Genomic DNA, 15,660 nt, shown 5'->3' with positions numbered 1-15,660 from the left:
GATGCTTCGACTCACCTGAGAAGGTCAGTCGAACGATTCATTCCATTGAGGATCGTGAAAGTGATGCCCGTTCCGCGGAAGGCGTCTGATGAGGTATTCAACCTTCTGGTCTATCTCTTGAAGTTCACCGAGGATTTCCTCCGCAAGTTGCTGAACGGTTTTGCGCCGGCTTGATTTGCTCATACCGACTCCATGGGCACCGCGTTTAAAAAGGTTTGTGCACGCCGAGTTCGATTGGCGAATAGCTCCATCAAGCGTCTGCCCTTGGCTGTAACCGCGTAGAGTTTCTGGCCGCGTTTAGCGCCTTCACCGCAAACTGTGACCAGGCCGAGTTGACGTAGGCCTTGCATGGCCCGCACTGTGGACGCGAGCCCATGTGGATATCGTTCATTGACGGTCTTTCGGACAGCGGTCGTTGTCTGTGGTGAGCGCTTCATAAGCGCGATCAGCACCTGATGTCGGACGCGCGAGCGATAAATCACCGCAAAAGCGTGCCAATCAGTCCCATCACTTGACTTGGGTACGATGTCCGCCCTGACGTATACCTTGCCGTTGTGTTCCCCTGGATTGAGGCAAGTCGCAACACCACGAGCCCGCATTTCTCCAAGAATGAGCCAGACATCGCGAAGCCGAATTTTCGGCGCTAGTGTCTTTGCTGATCGCCAGATTTCCAGAGGCGTCATTGGGCCTTTTAGCACTTGCGCTACAGCTGATCGCTGTCGTCCGCTCTTCAGCCATTTGTCGTTACTTCCGCGTTGCATCCCACTGTTGCCACTTTGCAGTTAATAAAGCTTGTGGCTGCCAACTTCGGAGAGTGTTGCGTCAGCGCTTTCCGAACTGGGCGCGCTCAAAGCTTTTTATTGGTGCCGTGTCAGCGGTTAGATGGAACTGGCTGAAATGATTGATTGGACCCGAATCAGCGTGCCGAAATCGCTGTACTCAGTCGGCAGCGCCTTGCCGACGACTCTGCCCGCCGACAATCCCATCGGAAAAATGATGCACACCAACCGGAGAGTCCTGAGGAGCAAGCTGGAGACCATTTCTTCGGCCGTTCGCGAACGACTCAAGATCAGGAAGGACAATATCGAGCGAATCGCCGACGACAGAGAAGCCCTGGCGAACATGATTCAGGGAATTTCTGTGGCATCGAACTACCACCTCCGTGAACACCGCGAAAAGGGGCCGCTGTATCAAAAGACATTTGAGCTGGCGAAAGAACGCAGGGCTCAGGACACAGAATGTTGGCGGGATGTCGTTCTCGTTCTTCGAGACTTCCTGACATTCTGGGACGAGTACGAACGGGCGAAAGCGCGAGGAGAGTTTCTGGAGAATGTTTGACGACGAACTGCGCTCCATTTGCCAAAAACTGAAGCCACTGATTGGAAGGCGCGCCGACGCACTCTGGACGGCCTATCTGACCTCAGAGACTCAACAGTCGAAGCGACAGAATGAAGCACTTATCCACATGGTCGCGGCTCAATACCTGGCTGCAGATGTCGACGATCGTAGAATCCTCCTTCCGCCACCCGCAGTGCCCGCTGCAGGCGGGGAGTTCCCACTCGGCACGGTGTTCTATGACAAACAATCTGGCATCCCGCTGCTCTTAAGGCGCGAAAACTTCATAAAGCACATCGGCATTTTCTCTATTACAGGCGGTGGCAAGACCAACGTCGCGCAGCTCTTGCTGTTGGGTTTGCTGCAAAACTCAATTCCATTTCTGGTCATCGACTGGAAGCGAAGCTATCGCGCATTGAGGGCGATCAAGACCGCCAACACCGAAAAGCTTCGCGTGTTCAGCGTCGGTCGAAAAAGCGCATCGCCCTTTCGATGGAATCCGCTCAGAGGACCACCGGGCGTTCATCCAAAGACCTGGATAAGCGTAGTCGCCGAGGCTCTAGAAAAGTCGCATCTGTCAGGCCCAGGAGTGGCGGACATCCTGATCGAGATACTCGACAAGAAATTTCAGGATACCGGCGTATACCAAGGTATACCGGACCAGTATCCAAACTTCTTCGACGCGAAGGATGAACTCGAGCGCGTCCAATTCAAGGGTCGACGTATGTTGTGGCAAGATAGTTGCCTCAGAATCCTCAATACATTCGTCTTCGGACCAGCCGCAGGTGCCTTCAACGCAAGGAATCCGATCAAGCTTGAAGACCTGCTTGATGACCCCGTCGTCATTGAGTTGGACCAAGAATTACCCAAGCCACTCCGGGTCTTCCTGAACGACATAATTCTGCGATGGATTCACCTGTATCGTTTGGGCCAGGGGGAGACAGACCAACTCAGGCATGTGACCATTCTGGAGGAAGTACACAATCTCTTCCCGAGAAGCCTTGTCGAAAAGCAGGCCACGAACAGCTTGGAAACTGTCTTCAGAGAGATTCGAAGCTTCGGCGAAGGCTTGGTCAACATCACCCAGCATCCATCGTTGCTTCCCATATACGTCCTTGGCAACTGCAACACACAGATCTACCTCGGCCTGCAGCATGAAGATGACATCGAAACCGCCAAGCGAGCCCTATTCCTGAACCGCGGTGACGAAGTGTATCTGGATCGGCTCGCGGTCGGAGAGGGCATCGTCAAGATCAAGGGGCGTATTGATCCCTGTTACGTCCGTTTCCCGCTAGTGCCCGTTCCGAAAGGGGCAGTTTTGGATGATGCGCTAGATGCGGGAGGTGACGATGCTTCAGAGGAGAATCTGGGTTAAGTCCGGAGTCATCGAAGTCCTCGACGAGCGTGAGGTCCGCCTGCTGAACTTGGTGTACGAGAAGATCGTTTACTATTACCGGCATCTATACGGCACAAGGCCGTGTTACCGTTATCCGCTCTCTTTGGCCCGGCTCATGAAATTATGTAACCGTAGTGGCAGTACCGTCCGATCTGCCTTGCACTACCTGGCCAACACCATCCCGCTTGGAACCCGCAATGGAACACTTATCCATTACGACCGCACCCAATCTGTCAGAAACAAATCCCACCGTCCGTATCGGATATTCCTCCGAACAAAGTCTGACTCGTTACATACGTAAGTATGTGGGGAAATATAGCCATCGTTCCGAATGTTTTGCTAAGGAACTTCTTAAAGAGAAACCCCGTACTCTTCCAATGCCAACCCCAACTGCCTCAAAGAAGGAGCAACCATCATCCGAAGATTCCAGTTGGTTGGATCAGTACCCGGTCGAAGTTTTGGAAGCCGTGCTTGAGATATTGAAGGACCGAGAAAGCGCGCGCGCCAATTTCGCATCCCATCGATAGTAAAAAGGGGACTTGAACGCTTTTGTGCAAGGGCCTTCGGGGCCACTAAACAAATCTGTTCAAGGGCCGAAAGCCTTAAATAGCCGTGGCCCTTTGGTCCAGTATGAACGTCAAGATTCTCGTCCATGGAAACAGTTTGGAAGCCAGAAAGCGTAGTCTAGACCACTGGCGCGTTCCGCCGTCCACCAAAGCCGAATTGCTCCGATTTCTTTCCGACCTCGAACTTGGCAAGGTCAATCGCGGGAAGAAGATATCCCCAGCTGCGCAGCTGAAGTACCTCAGCGTCCTGAAGATATCTCTCGAGTATTGGAATCGTCCGACCGCACGTCTCAGCCTGAAACACGTCGAACATTTCGACCGCGACCTCAGCAGCGACCGCATTCAAGCCAAGGTCAAGAATGCACCGTACTCCCACTCAGTCAAGGTGAGTATCCGTAAAGCACTCAAGGTGTTCTTGCGATGGCGACTTGGCGAAGCTCGTGCCCATACTCTTGCCGGCTGGCTTGACACTCGAGATCAGACGCGAACGCCGGACTTTCTGGCTGAACAACAAGTCGAACAACTTTTGCGCAAGTGCCGCACGCCCGAGCAACGGTTCATCATTGCCGTACTTTTTGACACCGGAGCAAGGATTGAGGAATTTCTCAATATCCGTATGGAAGATGTTTCACTCCCGAACGGCAAAGATAATTTTGTCCGCATCACACTGAAGGAGGAGTACAGCAAGACAAAAGGGCGAACAATTGGCCTCTATTGGCGGCATAGTGTGGAAGTTGTCAGCACATTCATAAAGGCACGACTTGCTGAAGGTCGGAGCCAGCAGGATCCGGTATTTGCGGGCACCTACGGCGCTACGCGAATGTTCCTCAATCGAATCGGCGTTTCTGTTCTTCGCCGACGAGTGTATCCCCATCTTCTGCGGCACAGTTCCGCAACGTACTACGCCACCAAACTCAACCGCCAGGAGTTGTGCTACCGATACGGCTGGCGATTCAGCAGCAACATGCCTGACGTCTATATTTCCAGAGCCGGCATGGAGAACAAAGAATTGGACGTCAAATTCACGAAGACGGAGATAAGTGACGTGAAGGACGATTTGGTCAAGCTGCAGCAGGAAACCAAGATCAAGGACGACCGGATCGCCAAACTGGAAAACTCTCTTGCTGATCTAAAGGGCAACTTAAAGGCGATCACGGAGATACTTCAGAGACACCCGCCAATCAAGGCGCTGGAAGCTGCGCTCAGGAAAAAACGATCCAATGGAACTACAACAGGCTGATCTCAACCGTAACGCCGTTTAGCTTGCAAAGCCTCCGCACTTCCTCCAGCAAATCCTCGCTGGCGCCCAAGAGTAGTCGCCCTGGAATAGCGATATGAGTTCTGCCGCAATCGATCTGTCTTTGCACTTCGACGATTAATGCTTCATCTGCTGCCGTCATGCATCGTTGTAGGTGTGCCGACTTTATAAATGTTCCTGAGCATCCATGCTGGTGATCTGATCACTCCTCGCCCCATATGTCGGCAAAGTGTACCGCCGCGTCGCACAATACAGGCGGAATCAAGCCTGCAAAGCGTCTCCCGGACTCGCGCCTCATGACCAAGGTCCACGTGCGCATCCATTCATTGCCCATCCTTGTGCCTTCTATTCTTGCGCATCGAAGCATGTCACGAAGCGCCTCTCTCTGTATTGTTTCAACGCCGCTTAACATGGGATGCATCAATGCCAGTCTCAAAATCATGAAGCCCAGCCAGGTCGACACCTTCTGGGAGTCCAGTAAATCCGCGGCGTATTCACCATACGAATCTAGTTCCTCATTATATGACCGCTCATCGCCTTCCGTTCCTTTTGCGAATGGCGAAGTTTTGCTTTTGTCACGCCAGTAGTCCCGAACGCTGGGGTAGTTCCATAGGCTTCTTCCCCGATCACGCCACTTTAAAAGCAGTTGGCCTATGAGTCGTCTCGCCGCTTCTCCGTTCACGTCATCGGTATTCCAGTAATAGTGCCGTTCGTCTATGTCAGGTCCTCCAAAGGACCTGTTCTTGTGAACTCGAGGCTCGTATTGTGCCGCCATCACATCGCTCGCATCACCGGTAAAGGATTGCGGCAGATAGCCAGGCCCAGACCGCACTTTTGACGCGATGGTATTCAATTCCGTTTGGCGTTGTTGCAATGCGCTTTCGTCTACACATCCTGCAGCTAGGCTATCAATTTGCTTCATGATAGCCTCTGCATTCACGACCCTCTGTTTACGTAGACCTACCGCTGTGCGAATACTTTCAATAGCTGAATCAACCAAGGGAAGCAGCCTTTCCGCAGCCCTTGGGCTATTCATCCGCGCAAGCAAATGCGCATACAGAACTGCATTTTCGGCTCCATCGCTCCGCAACGGCTCAAGTAGGCCAAGGATATAGTCGATCAAAGTATCTGACCGACTAGCTGATGAGCTGCTGGACAACAGCCTTACGCCAAGATCGATGTCGTATCTTTCCGTCGCAAGCTTTACGCACTCCTCTTGCACACGACTTGGCGCGATTCCACACAGCATGCACAACGAATCGTCCCATTTGTACCTCTCCAGCAAATCCTCCGCACAGCATCGCTCCCTCTTGTCTCCCCAGTATAACGACATGTGACATGCGGCAAAATAGTCCATGAAAATGCGGTGCCAAAACCGTACACCCCCGTCCCTTTCGCGATAGAGAAACCCCTCATGAATAGCGCTGTCGTACAGATTTCTGGCCAATTCCTTGGGATACAATCTTCCCCTGTAGTGTTCAGCCAGCGCTTCTTTGCATTCTGTTTCGCTCAGTGTGCGATCCGCATCAATCATGTTGAATGCCAGCCGTCCCAGTCCTTGGATGATGTCGCGGGCATCTCGTTTGGATAGCTTTAACGCCGCAATGCGGGCCTTGTTCAACATCTCGGCGATAAAGTAGGTCTCGACCACTTGTGTCATCAATTGGCCGAGTGATGTCGGAATGTCTCCGGACGCATCGCGCTTGAGCACTAACGCCACAAACCAAAGGGACATTGGTGTTGAAAGTAGCGCATTGGCACCTGAATCCCGAAGTTGTCGCACTGTTCTCTGCGCTAGGGCTGGTCTGATCCCAAAAGCTCTTAGGCATGCCTCGCCGTTCTCGGGTTCCAATGCCTGAAACCGAACAGCGCCGGGAATGTCCGGCAAATCCGAGTCCCTGGTGCTGATGTAAACTCTCGCTATCCGCAGCCGATAAACTGAGTCGTTGAACTCACGCTGAAACTCAATCTGCTCCGATCTGTTCAGATCATCAAAGCCGTCTAAAAACACGATACAATTGTAGCGAAACATTTCGCTTACAATCGCTTCACTATCGCCGCGAGAGTTTCCATATGCTGCGAGCATCACACTGATGGAATCAGCCCAATCCAAACTGCAGCGTGCGTAGAGTGGCAGGCACGTAGTCGTGCTGCATGCTCGCCAAGCAAGGTGACGCAGCGCCGTTGATTTCCCTGCGCCTGACACGCCCGAGATGATCACGACTTGATCCGTCACAGTTTTGAGCAAGTCCACTGTGTCGACAATACCACCCGCGTCTTTGTCCTGAAGAGTCGTGCCAGTGGCATCGTCCCGCACTTTGCGAAAGCGGGTGTTCGTGATTGAGCCAATGGCTAGTAGTCCTTTGCTGTAATGTGCGACTTGCCGCGCGAGCTCAGATTTCAATCTCGTTCTGTAGGCGCGTGCGTTGAACTCGTCCTTTCGCTCAGCTTTCCCTGGACGAGATGCAGTTCCCGATCGTGCGTGGCTTGCAGCACGCAACTGGCCCAAGAACACACCGATGTCAGGTGTCTCTATTCTCAGCGGAACACCGCATAGGTGAACGTTTACCATTATCTCGAAGGATGCTCTGTCCGGCGTGCCTTGAACTTTGACCAAAGAATTAAAAAGATCGGTAATGCCGCTCGGGATTCGGTGAATTCCGATCTGCCTGCCTCCCACCTGTAGCTCGAACCGCGAGCTGCCCAAATCAACGATCCGGGCCCAGCGGCTTTTTATGGCGTCATAGGGCCTTGAGATTGCGTGCCCACCCGGGAACGCGCCTTTGGATAGCAGCGAAATCTCTGGAGCCCAACGCTTCACTGGAATGAAGCCACTCTTCTTATTGCCATATTCGCGAAGAACGAGTGCCAAGACTCCCAAATGGAATGTGGCGTTCCTTTCGAGGAATTTGACGGCGATTCCGTCGCGCGCTTCCTTGCACGACGCAATCTGCGACGAGCGCAAGAAGAGCGTCTTGTTCCGTACGTCCACACGCAAAACATTCTCCTCGTTCTCTCTCATGCTGGCAGCCCGTTCTGGGAACCGTTTATTGCAGATATCGCCTTTATATAGCGGTCATCCCTCAAGTAAAGGGATGACAGTGACAATCGTGAACGTTGGGCTTCACGAAAGGACAGAAAAAATGATTTGTCGATTCCAATCACTCTTTGCGATAGCCACTGGGGAGGCAGATCCGCTAACTCGGGCGTACACTTCCTTCGTCACTTGGTCCGGCTCTCTCCCCGACCAATTCTTCGGCATGTTGGCCCGAATGGTACTGGTTCTTGGCATACCGCTTGTCCTCCTTTTGCTTGCCTTCCTGAAAGCCAGAAGCCGGAGCACCTTCTTCCAAGCCCTGTGTTTGGCATTCGGCGTTCTTACGGCATTTTCAGTTCCAGTTACGTGTACGCAGGGCTTCGGCTCCACGGCCCGTGCATGGTTCCTTGTGTTTTCTATGATCCTCATAGTCTTTCTTCCAGGAATTCTGCCGGGGTTGTTGGCAAGTCGGTTCGGCATTCAGAAAGTCATCCGCAGGTTCTTGTACGCAGGAATTCTTCTGTTCTTCGTCCTGCAAGGATGCTCGCCTTGAAACAAACCATCATACGACTGCTGGACAGTCTCCAAGACGCTCTGCGCGGTATACGGACGAGACTCACCGACGTGGAACCGGTTGTCATCGATCCCGGCTTTCTACCGCCTCCGAGAAACAATGGGGGGCGACCCATGGCCCAGCGTGTTGGTCATCGCCCTAGTCAGGAGGATCAAATGCGCCAGGCGGCACGAGAAATTTACGCGCCTAAACACGAGGACCGCCATTTTCTGCGCATCCATCCCCATGTCAGTAGTATCGCCGCCACACAAAGTGAAGTCTGGGAACGAAAGGGCGACTCACTTACTGCTACGAAAACCAAGTCAGTTGTCGTCACGTGTTCAGATAGCGTTGTTGCGCCTGAGCAAATTACCGCGCGGTGCTATGTCTGCAAAGGCTACGACAGCATTGAAACGCGCTGCCATATCTGCGCGCGTTCGCTTTGTAGATTACACGCCGTCGCACTCGATGGTCCCAATGGCCTGATGATCCTCTGCCCGGAACATGCGGAAGCCACTATCTGGAACTGGGACGTCTGGAGCGCCATGGATAACCAGCGCAGCAGTCCTCGGAACACCCAATTTCCGCCCATTCCCCGGTCGACGAGTTCGATGCAGAGGCCCAAATGAAGTTCGATGCAGATCGCCATTTTGCGCAGTACGCGGATGTCTTCAAAGACGTTCACGACGCTGGCCTGCAAAACGACAGAGTCGTCAGGCTCTTTGACGATCTCGCGAAAGTGCACGTGAGAAACGGGCAGCTTGCATCAGATAGCATGTTCAAGCTGAAGCGAATGGTGCAGGGGCAAGCATTATTGAATCGATTGTCACCTCGGCAACCTTCTTGGCCAGACGTCGATCCAGATACTGCAAATTTCTTCGGCTTTGATGCACATGACGACAGACCTGTGTACGTACCGCATAGTTCGTTGAATCTTCATACGGTCGAATTTGGGCCAACCGGAAGTGGTAAGACCACATTCAATTGGTTTCAAATTGACCAGTTCAGAGGGCATCGAATTCCGGTCACCTTCTTCGATCACAAGAATGAAGGCCGACGCCTCCTGAACGTCTATTCCGACGTCCTTATTCTCAGGCCAGACAAATGTCGCGAGAATTTGCTCGAACCGATTGGAGATCCAGCGACGTACAGCTTGGCAATGATCAGCGCCTTGCTGCGGCGAGCATCTATCCATAATTTGGTTCGTAGCAAGGCCATATCCATTTTGGAACGCACTTATAGAGGTATGGGCCCAGGTGACGCTGCGCCTAGCCTGCGCGATTTCCAATATCTCTTGGCTAAACTTGGCACCAAGAAAGGGGATCCCACCTTACACACAGTCGCAAATGCACTGGCGATGCTAAATGGATATCTCGGTCGGGCCTCCTCAGTTCGCAAGTCTACGACGTTTCAACCTGCATGCTCCGTCACTGTGTACGAATACTTGGGCGTACCGCCGTTGATTCAACAAACTCTGATGGAAATCTACTCATTGCGCCTTCAATTGAGGCGTGCGCAGGCGCGCCATACCACCACACTCAGAGAGGTGTTCATATTCGACGAAGGCCAACGTGTTTTCGGTGAAGAAATGCGCTCAGAGCCTGGCTGTGCGTATTTCGCGCCTCATATGCAACTTTTCCGTGAGGTGCGTTCGTCGGGAATTGGCATATTCGCCGGTGGTCAATCCTCAACTGAGTTCGCCAATACAGCTAAAGCAAACGCGGGCAATCGCCTTTGCTTCGGTACGAGGAGCGTTCCAGATGCGCGGGAGACTGCGCTGCTCCTGGGGCTGCCTGAAAACCGAGTCGCCGAATTGCAGTCGCTGCCGCTTGGCGTGGGCTTTCTGCGAAGCGACATACATCCTTATCCGATAAAGTTTCGGTTTCCAAATTTCGATGCAGGCCCTTACCTCAGCGACGCTGACGTTGAGGCGCGTATGAAGCCAATCTGGAGCCAAATGGACCAGGGCACTGTTTTTTCCCCAATTGATGAGCGGTCGGATCCCCCGATTTCATACCGCGAGATACTACAACCCAACGATGATCAGACGCCGGGCAACTCCGCGCAAACTGACGCTCTCAAGCTGGATGAGGATCCGAAGCTGTTTGCTGAGTGGTGCCTACTCATCCGAGACGTGCTAACTCATCCAGACGTTGGCGTCCTTACGCACTACAGGACTATTGGGTGGTCTTGCGGTCGGGGAAATCGCGTTAAGAACGCGTTGTTGGGCAACGCGCTCATTCTGAATGAGCGCAAAAAGTCAGCTTCGGGCGGTCGCCCTACGGAAATCTTGACCGTTACACCGAGGGGAAAGGAGTTCCTTCAAGCATATGAAAAGCGTTCGTAGAGGCCGCGAGTCAGATGAACACGTTATGTTGAAACTGCGACTCCTGCACTTGTGTCGCAAAGCTGGATACATCGTCCAGTGCGAAGAGGGGAATTCCGATCTTGTCGTATGCAATCCGCGCAAGCGTGACATTGCATGCATCGAGGTCGAACGCAGCGTCCGACACGTATGCAATAACCTTGAGCGCGATTTCGCCCTCGGGTGCAATCGAGTCATCATTGTGACGACGTCGGCGACTCTTAAGAGGAGGATTGAGGAGCTGCTGTGCCGCCGGGTGTGGGCCACGTTCCTTAACCGAATTCTCGTCATAACTACCGACGTCCTGAATGACGCGTCAGCTTCGGACATCTTCACCCAATCGGTGATGCATGAGCAATCAGGCCAAATCAGCGCCTGAGAAAGGAACAGTGAATGAAAAGTATTAGCGCAGTCGTTGCGGAGAGTGGGCAAATCAGAGACCTGACGATCATGCCCGGTACAACTGCAGAGGAGATCATCCGAGAGGTAGGACTGCCGAGCAATTACCTCATTACCAGGGGTAGAGGCCAGTCACCGTTCGGCCAGGACGAAAACGTCTATGAGAAAATCAATAACGGCGAAAAGATCTTTCTCAGCACCCCTGTGGAAGTCGGCGCATGAGCATTCTTGGCAAACTGGCGGAATTCCTACTTGAGCTGGTGGCCATGCCACCAGTTCAAGCACCACAGCGTGTTCATGTCTTATTAGACCCCAAGTTCTTCAAATTGAATGGCGCCACGACAGTTGTGCAACGTGACCAGCGACCCTATTGGCAGCAGCGCTCATGGAGTAGGAATGGGCCGGCCTTCTATGGGTACTTCCGCACTCAGCATGGAAGCTGGGAAGGAAAGGCCGAGCAGAGTCCGTCTGGGCGACTCGACCTGTACATTCGTGATCCGCCTGAATTACTGAGGTTCCATCATCACTGGTCGTGCTTCAGCAAGCAAAAGCACGGCTGGTATTCGATTCATCACACCAAAATGTCGGACCTATCCGCTGAGATCCTTGCCATAGAAACCATTTTGATGGAGTGCCACAGCCATGGTGACAACAGTATGTCAAAAGCAAATTGACCAAGCCGCGTTCCTGCTCGCCATTGAATCGGCCCAACGCATGGCGAAACAAAAGGAACAGCAGATCAGAGACGCTATCACGGAATCGTTGTCTCTGTGGCAGCGATCACGAGCGCGGAGCTATTTCGACCTACTGGAGGAATGGAATCAGCTTCACGAGTGCACACACGACATGGCGCGCCGCTTCGATGAACCGGCGCCTCTGACAATCGTTGTCGATTCATGGTTTCTTCACGATCTAGTCGTTCATCTGACTCCTGGCGCGGATGAACAAATTGCCTACGTTACGGGCCCCCGCATCGGCCAGGTACGCGTGCTATCACGAATCTGCACGCTGGATACTCAACGGCAATCGCCCATCTATGCGTTAGGCGATGCGCAATCATGCTCCGATGCGCTCATTCAGATCCTAGACAACGGATGCTTGCTTCACTGCATGGCGCATTGTCATCCCGGTAAGGGAGAACGCGCGACGCACCCGTCATCGATTGATGATCAATACATGAATACGATTCAATCAGCGGGCGCTGATGCAATCGGCATTATTGTCACCCGCGATTTCTTCGTCCGTTTTTTTACATCCACCAAGCAGTTCGAAGTTCGTGTCTTGGGCGCAGGTGTGAAGCAAATCAATGAAGCTGTTTACAAAATCGATCTACCGCAGGATTGAGACAAAGACACTGCGAAACCCCGACGGTATTACCGTCACGGATCGGCAGGAAATGTTGCCGTCTTTCGACCACGCAGTAGTCCGCAAGTCTACCGGCACCATTTTTGGGTGCGGCGGTCTTGGCTCACAAGTGGGCTACGGCTTGTGCCGCAAAGGCTATCGCCGGTTACGTTACTACGATCATGACACTGTTGAACACTCAAACCTGAATCGACAGTTCTTCTTTAAAAATGACTTGGGCAAGAACAAGGCGATTCAGCTCGTCAAAAACCTCGCGCCACACGCCCCGAGCGGAACCATTCTCGAAGGTCATGCTCTCAGCTTCCAAGATGCAGTAGCTCTTGGCCATGACCTGGTCGCAGATTTTGTTGTTTGTGGCGTTGACAACGGGGAGACTCGAGTCGCCGTTGCTCGATATTGTCTGCGCCATGCCATCCCCGTTGTCTTTCTCGCAGTCGATTTTGCGGCTGAGCATGGCTACGTCTTTGTTCAGGAACCTGGGGGCGCTTGCTTCGGTTGTGTTTTCCCGAACGCGCTGAACAGCCCAAAGGCTCCGTGTCGCGTGCCGGCTGTAATCGATATTCTTGATGTCGTGGCGGGCTTAGCCCTCTACGCGATAGACAGTCTGCTCATGGATCGAAGGCGTGCATGGAATTTCCGAAATGTCCATTTGGCCGGCTTCGCGCCAAGTTCAGAGCTCGTCATTGAGAAAAGGCCCGACTGTCCGCTTTGTGGAGGTCAAAATCACTCATCGAAGGGAGGCGCCGCAGGTTTGGGAACGAGGCGACGGCAATGAGAGGTCGGATCAAGAGTCAATCTACGCTAGAGACGCTGACACGATGCGCGCTGTGTATCGCGTGGGCCTCCTTCGGCGCGTGGCTGCTGACGACCATCGCTCAGGTGCCAAAGTTGTGCCGAGCTATTGTGACCCTATCGGGAGGAACCCTTCTCTCAATGACAATTGCAATCCTTGTTCTAAACGTCTTGAGGTGTTGGGTCATATGCAGATCGCAGCGATGTGCCAGGAGAAGTCGGCCGTGAGCCCACTGCTCAAAAAGTCTGACGTTGCTCGATTGCTGGCCGTATCGCCACGCACGGTTGAGCGGTTTGTTGCGTCGAATCTCCTCCCGCACGTCAGGCTTGGTCATCGAACACTTCGCTTCAGACATGTGGATGTCGAACGACTTCTTGAGCGATTAGCCGTTCAGGTCAACGCTGTGAAGTACGAATAGTCACGGTGATCCATGACTAGCAGAAGACCACGCCTCTGCTCTACACTCAATCGAAAGTGACCCCTTCTAGTTCTAGTAAACAGATTCGGGACCTGTTTCCCAAGTGGTATGAGAATACTGCGATACCAACGGACCCTCGCTGGCAAATATGTGACTCCTGGTGCACAGACACGTGCATGGAGTGCGTAACGGAGTTGTTTCAAGAGGAAATTGGTGCTTCCGTTTGGCTGCAGGCTCCGACCGGAGCTGAACGCCTCGCGAGAGCACTCATTGATGACATACGGGACAAGGCAGACCTGGGGCATTTAGCAGACGCAGCCTTTTTTCGCGTCTTCGTAAGTACGCTATTTGCACAATACTTCCTGAGCGGGGGCCATTTCCGAATAGCTCATGACATGTTGGTGGCTTCCGTTGGGATTGGAGGCAGCCAAAGCGAAGCAGGCGGTCAATTTGAGCTCGGGCCGCAGGACATCGCAGAGTTCTTTGCGTCTCCAAGGCCAGCAATTCGCGGATATGCCGATAGTGTTATGATCAGCTGGATTTGCGCAGTGTACTACTATGTGCGCAAATATTCCGCACTTCAGGAAATGGCCTCACGCTTTCAGCCTACTGCACTATCAGTGCTTTGCCGTGATCCGTCCAACCTTCCGGCTGAGGCAGAGATTGAGCGCACCAAAGCCGTTTGCTGTTTGGGGAACTGGGCCGATATCTTTGACCATCCAAGCGCCGGAGGAATGGCCACTCTCATTTGGTCAATCTTCGAAAGCCCTATCAGGTCGACCAGAAGCAAGGCGATGGCGGGAGTAACGCTTTCCACCAAGATGGGCGCGCGGACCGGTATTCCGACGATTGAATGGGCGCGACGTACGCTGTCGCAATACTCAGAGGCATTGGAACCTCGTGAACGTGTCCAGCTACTCGCTTCGATCATCGCTTCTCGGTTAGAAAGAAGCCAGAAATATGAAGAATTACTAGTCGCAATTGATGAAATGAGAGCAGGAGAATACCTCGCTGGTCATGACCCACTACTAGAAGCCGTAAATCAATCCAGATTGTGTGACATGCTGACCCCGGCAATTGTCGCGCTGGCGAACGACGGGGATGTACATTCAATTCTTACTCTCTTGGCCGTCTGGTTCGGGCTGCCCCGAACTCAGGTGCGGCAAGACAGTTGCCTAATCCACATCCCCTCCCATGAAAAGGGCTCTCTTTTCGCGACACCTGGCAATGTATGCCTATTTGAGGACGATCGAGGCTCGCTACATGCGCGAGTAATTGGGCTGACCAACGATTGCTTGGGACTAAATGTTACGACCCAAGGCCCTAACGGCCCAATCTTGAAAGCCAAGCCGGAGGGGACATTGCCAATCGTTGCGCCACTCAAAGATTGGGAAAATGCAATTCAAGAATTCCACGCGACGGCGCAGCTAAAAGCGAAGGCAAGCATACAAACCAGTACCGCAATGCTACATTTCCCCTTTTTGCCGTTACCTACGCAGGCAATTCTGCAAAAGGAGATTGGACTGTGCTGGCCACTGATTACTAGTTTTGAACTACCGCTGCAAGATCGTACGTTAAGACGCGCTCTGGTGTGGGGATGCGGTACGCGATGGGCTAAACATGAAGTGCCATTGGTTTCGGGAGCATTGACAAATTACGGTGTGGATACCATGTCGCGATGCGAAGCGAATTGCACGCACGACGAGTTCCTTGGCGCTTTCGCAAATCCAGAGATCGATCTTTTGTGGATCGCCGGACATGGCAATTACAATTTCGACAGGCCGGATTTATCCGAGCTGCAAGTCGGTTCCACTTCACCGAAGTGGATTTGCGCGAAAGAGCTCTTGAAAAGAAAGAAGAATGCGCAGCGTAGATTAGTGGTCTTTAACTTCTGTTTTGGGGGGAAGGCGTTAATATCAAACGCTCCCGCAAAGGTCGGCATCGGCCCAATGCTCGCGAGTAACGACCAGGCGATCATAACTCACCTTTGGCCAGTGGATGACGAAGTGGCCATGGATTATGGGCTCGATTTGGTAGCACGGCTTTGCGCAGGCGCGTCATATTTCGAAGCATTTTGCAGCTCTTTGGACAGCCTACGCGAGTGCAAGCCAGTCGATATTCGCAACTGGGGTTCACCCGTCTTTTACGAATAGCGAGTAGAACATCCACTCAGTG

15 protein-coding genes are annotated in these 15,660 nt (G+C 52.9%); 12 read left to right on the top strand and 3 right to left on the bottom strand.

What is annotated here, in order from left to right; all coding sequences use genetic code 11:
• Nucleotides 1-24: 24 nt before the first annotated feature.
• Nucleotides 25-183, bottom strand: a complete 159-nt coding sequence (locus tag K1Y02_06200) for a hypothetical protein (GenBank protein MBX7255934.1) — start codon at nt 181-183, stop codon at nt 25-27.
• Nucleotides 180-683 (bottom strand): hypothetical protein, encoded by a 504-nt coding sequence (locus tag K1Y02_06195; protein MBX7255933.1) that lies wholly within the window; start codon nt 681-683, stop codon nt 180-182. Before K1Y02_06195 ends, K1Y02_06200 begins: the two co-directional genes overlap by 4 nt.
• A gap of 214 nt (nt 684-897) precedes the next feature.
• On the opposite strand from K1Y02_06195, the gene K1Y02_06190 reads away from it, so the two are divergent.
• The 3 genes from K1Y02_06190 (at nt 898) to K1Y02_06180 (ending at nt 4,537) form a co-directional block, all read left to right on the top strand.
• The gene (locus K1Y02_06190) at nt 898-1,338 is read left to right on the top strand and encodes a hypothetical protein (protein MBX7255932.1); all 441 of its coding nucleotides are present in this window, start codon (nt 898-900) and stop codon (nt 1,336-1,338) included.
• On the top strand, nt 1,331-2,710 hold the full coding sequence (locus K1Y02_06185; protein MBX7255931.1) for a DUF87 domain-containing protein: 1,380 nt from the start codon (nt 1,331-1,333) through the stop codon (nt 2,708-2,710). Before K1Y02_06190 ends, K1Y02_06185 begins: the two co-directional genes overlap by 8 nt.
• Nucleotides 2,711-3,361: 651 nt before the next feature.
• On the top strand, nt 3,362-4,537 hold the full coding sequence (locus K1Y02_06180) for a tyrosine-type recombinase/integrase (protein MBX7255930.1): 1,176 nt from the start codon (nt 3,362-3,364) through the stop codon (nt 4,535-4,537).
• A 220-nt stretch (nt 4,538-4,757) separates the two neighbouring features.
• Here K1Y02_06180 and K1Y02_06175 read toward each other — a convergent pair whose 3' ends face one another.
• Nucleotides 4,758-7,577 (bottom strand): hypothetical protein, encoded by a 2,820-nt coding sequence (locus K1Y02_06175; protein MBX7255929.1) that lies wholly within the window; start codon nt 7,575-7,577, stop codon nt 4,758-4,760.
• 702 nt (nt 7,578-8,279) lie between these two features.
• On the opposite strand from K1Y02_06175, the gene K1Y02_06170 reads away from it, so the two are divergent.
• From K1Y02_06170 to K1Y02_06130, 9 genes are all read left to right on the top strand, one after another.
• Nucleotides 8,280-8,774: a hypothetical protein gene (locus K1Y02_06170; GenBank protein ID MBX7255928.1), complete on the top strand. Its 495-nt coding sequence runs from the start codon at nt 8,280-8,282 to the stop codon at nt 8,772-8,774.
• Nucleotides 8,771-10,492 carry a hypothetical protein gene (locus K1Y02_06165; protein MBX7255927.1) on the top strand — a complete coding sequence of 574 codons (1,722 nt, stop codon included), beginning with the start codon at nt 8,771-8,773 and terminating at the stop codon, nt 10,490-10,492. The genes K1Y02_06170 and K1Y02_06165 overlap by 4 nt, the downstream gene beginning before the upstream one ends.
• Nucleotides 10,476-10,889 carry a hypothetical protein gene (locus tag K1Y02_06160; GenBank protein MBX7255926.1) on the top strand — a complete coding sequence of 138 codons (414 nt, stop codon included), beginning with the start codon at nt 10,476-10,478 and terminating at the stop codon, nt 10,887-10,889. The genes K1Y02_06165 and K1Y02_06160 overlap by 17 nt, the downstream gene beginning before the upstream one ends.
• Before the next feature lie 14 nt (nt 10,890-10,903).
• Nucleotides 10,904-11,131, top strand: coding sequence for a hypothetical protein (locus tag K1Y02_06155; GenBank protein MBX7255925.1), 228 nt, complete (start codon nt 10,904-10,906; stop codon nt 11,129-11,131).
• Nucleotides 11,128-11,583 carry a hypothetical protein gene (locus K1Y02_06150; protein ID MBX7255924.1) on the top strand — a complete coding sequence of 152 codons (456 nt, stop codon included), beginning with the start codon at nt 11,128-11,130 and terminating at the stop codon, nt 11,581-11,583. The genes K1Y02_06155 and K1Y02_06150 overlap by 4 nt, the downstream gene beginning before the upstream one ends.
• Nucleotides 11,552-12,253 carry a hypothetical protein gene (locus K1Y02_06145; GenBank protein MBX7255923.1) on the top strand — a complete coding sequence of 234 codons (702 nt, stop codon included), beginning with the start codon at nt 11,552-11,554 and terminating at the stop codon, nt 12,251-12,253. Before K1Y02_06150 ends, K1Y02_06145 begins: the two co-directional genes overlap by 32 nt.
• Nucleotides 12,216-13,049 carry a ThiF family adenylyltransferase gene (locus tag K1Y02_06140; GenBank protein ID MBX7255922.1) on the top strand — a complete coding sequence of 278 codons (834 nt, stop codon included), beginning with the start codon at nt 12,216-12,218 and terminating at the stop codon, nt 13,047-13,049. Before K1Y02_06145 ends, K1Y02_06140 begins: the two co-directional genes overlap by 38 nt.
• Nucleotides 13,050-13,290: 241 nt before the next feature.
• Complete coding sequence (locus K1Y02_06135) at nt 13,291-13,485, top strand: helix-turn-helix domain-containing protein (GenBank protein MBX7255921.1); 195 nt, start codon at nt 13,291-13,293, stop codon at nt 13,483-13,485.
• Between the two features lie 194 nt (nt 13,486-13,679).
• Nucleotides 13,680-15,638 carry a hypothetical protein gene (locus K1Y02_06130; protein ID MBX7255920.1) on the top strand — a complete coding sequence of 653 codons (1,959 nt, stop codon included), beginning with the start codon at nt 13,680-13,682 and terminating at the stop codon, nt 15,636-15,638.
• Nucleotides 15,639-15,660: the final 22 nt, after the last annotated feature.

This window comes from Candidatus Hydrogenedentota bacterium (assembly GCA_019695095.1).
Taxonomy (GTDB): domain Bacteria; phylum Hydrogenedentota; class Hydrogenedentia; order Hydrogenedentales; family SLHB01; genus JAIBAQ01.
This window is presented reverse-complemented; position numbering and strand designations above follow the sequence as displayed.

Bases quoted from the DNA above. Each gene is read 5' to 3' on its own strand.
- K1Y02_06155 (MBX7255925.1), top strand. From the start codon at position 10,904: ATGAAAAGTATTAGCGCAGTCGTTGCGGAGAGTGGGCAAATCAGAGAC.
- K1Y02_06180 (MBX7255930.1), top strand. From the start codon at position 3,362: ATGAACGTCAAGATTCTCGTCCATGGAAACAGTTTGGAAGCCAGAAAG.
- K1Y02_06150 (MBX7255924.1), top strand. From the start codon at position 11,128: ATGAGCATTCTTGGCAAACTGGCGGAATTCCTACTTGAGCTGGTGGCC.
- K1Y02_06170 (MBX7255928.1), top strand. From the start codon at position 8,280: ATGGCCCAGCGTGTTGGTCATCGCCCTAGTCAGGAGGATCAAATGCGC.
- K1Y02_06195 (MBX7255933.1), bottom strand. From the start codon at position 683: ATGACGCCTCTGGAAATCTGGCGATCAGCAAAGACACTAGCGCCGAAA.
- K1Y02_06160 (MBX7255926.1), top strand. From the start codon at position 10,476: ATGAAAAGCGTTCGTAGAGGCCGCGAGTCAGATGAACACGTTATGTTG.
- K1Y02_06165 (MBX7255927.1), top strand. From the start codon at position 8,771: ATGAAGTTCGATGCAGATCGCCATTTTGCGCAGTACGCGGATGTCTTC.
- K1Y02_06145 (MBX7255923.1), top strand. From the start codon at position 11,552: ATGGTGACAACAGTATGTCAAAAGCAAATTGACCAAGCCGCGTTCCTG.
- K1Y02_06175 (MBX7255929.1), bottom strand. From the start codon at position 7,577: ATGAGAGAGAACGAGGAGAATGTTTTGCGTGTGGACGTACGGAACAAG.
- K1Y02_06200 (MBX7255934.1), bottom strand. From the start codon at position 183: ATGAGCAAATCAAGCCGGCGCAAAACCGTTCAGCAACTTGCGGAGGAA.
- K1Y02_06185 (MBX7255931.1), top strand. From the start codon at position 1,331: ATGTTTGACGACGAACTGCGCTCCATTTGCCAAAAACTGAAGCCACTG.
- K1Y02_06140 (MBX7255922.1), top strand. From the start codon at position 12,216: ATGAAGCTGTTTACAAAATCGATCTACCGCAGGATTGAGACAAAGACA.
- K1Y02_06190 (MBX7255932.1), top strand. From the start codon at position 898: ATGATTGATTGGACCCGAATCAGCGTGCCGAAATCGCTGTACTCAGTC.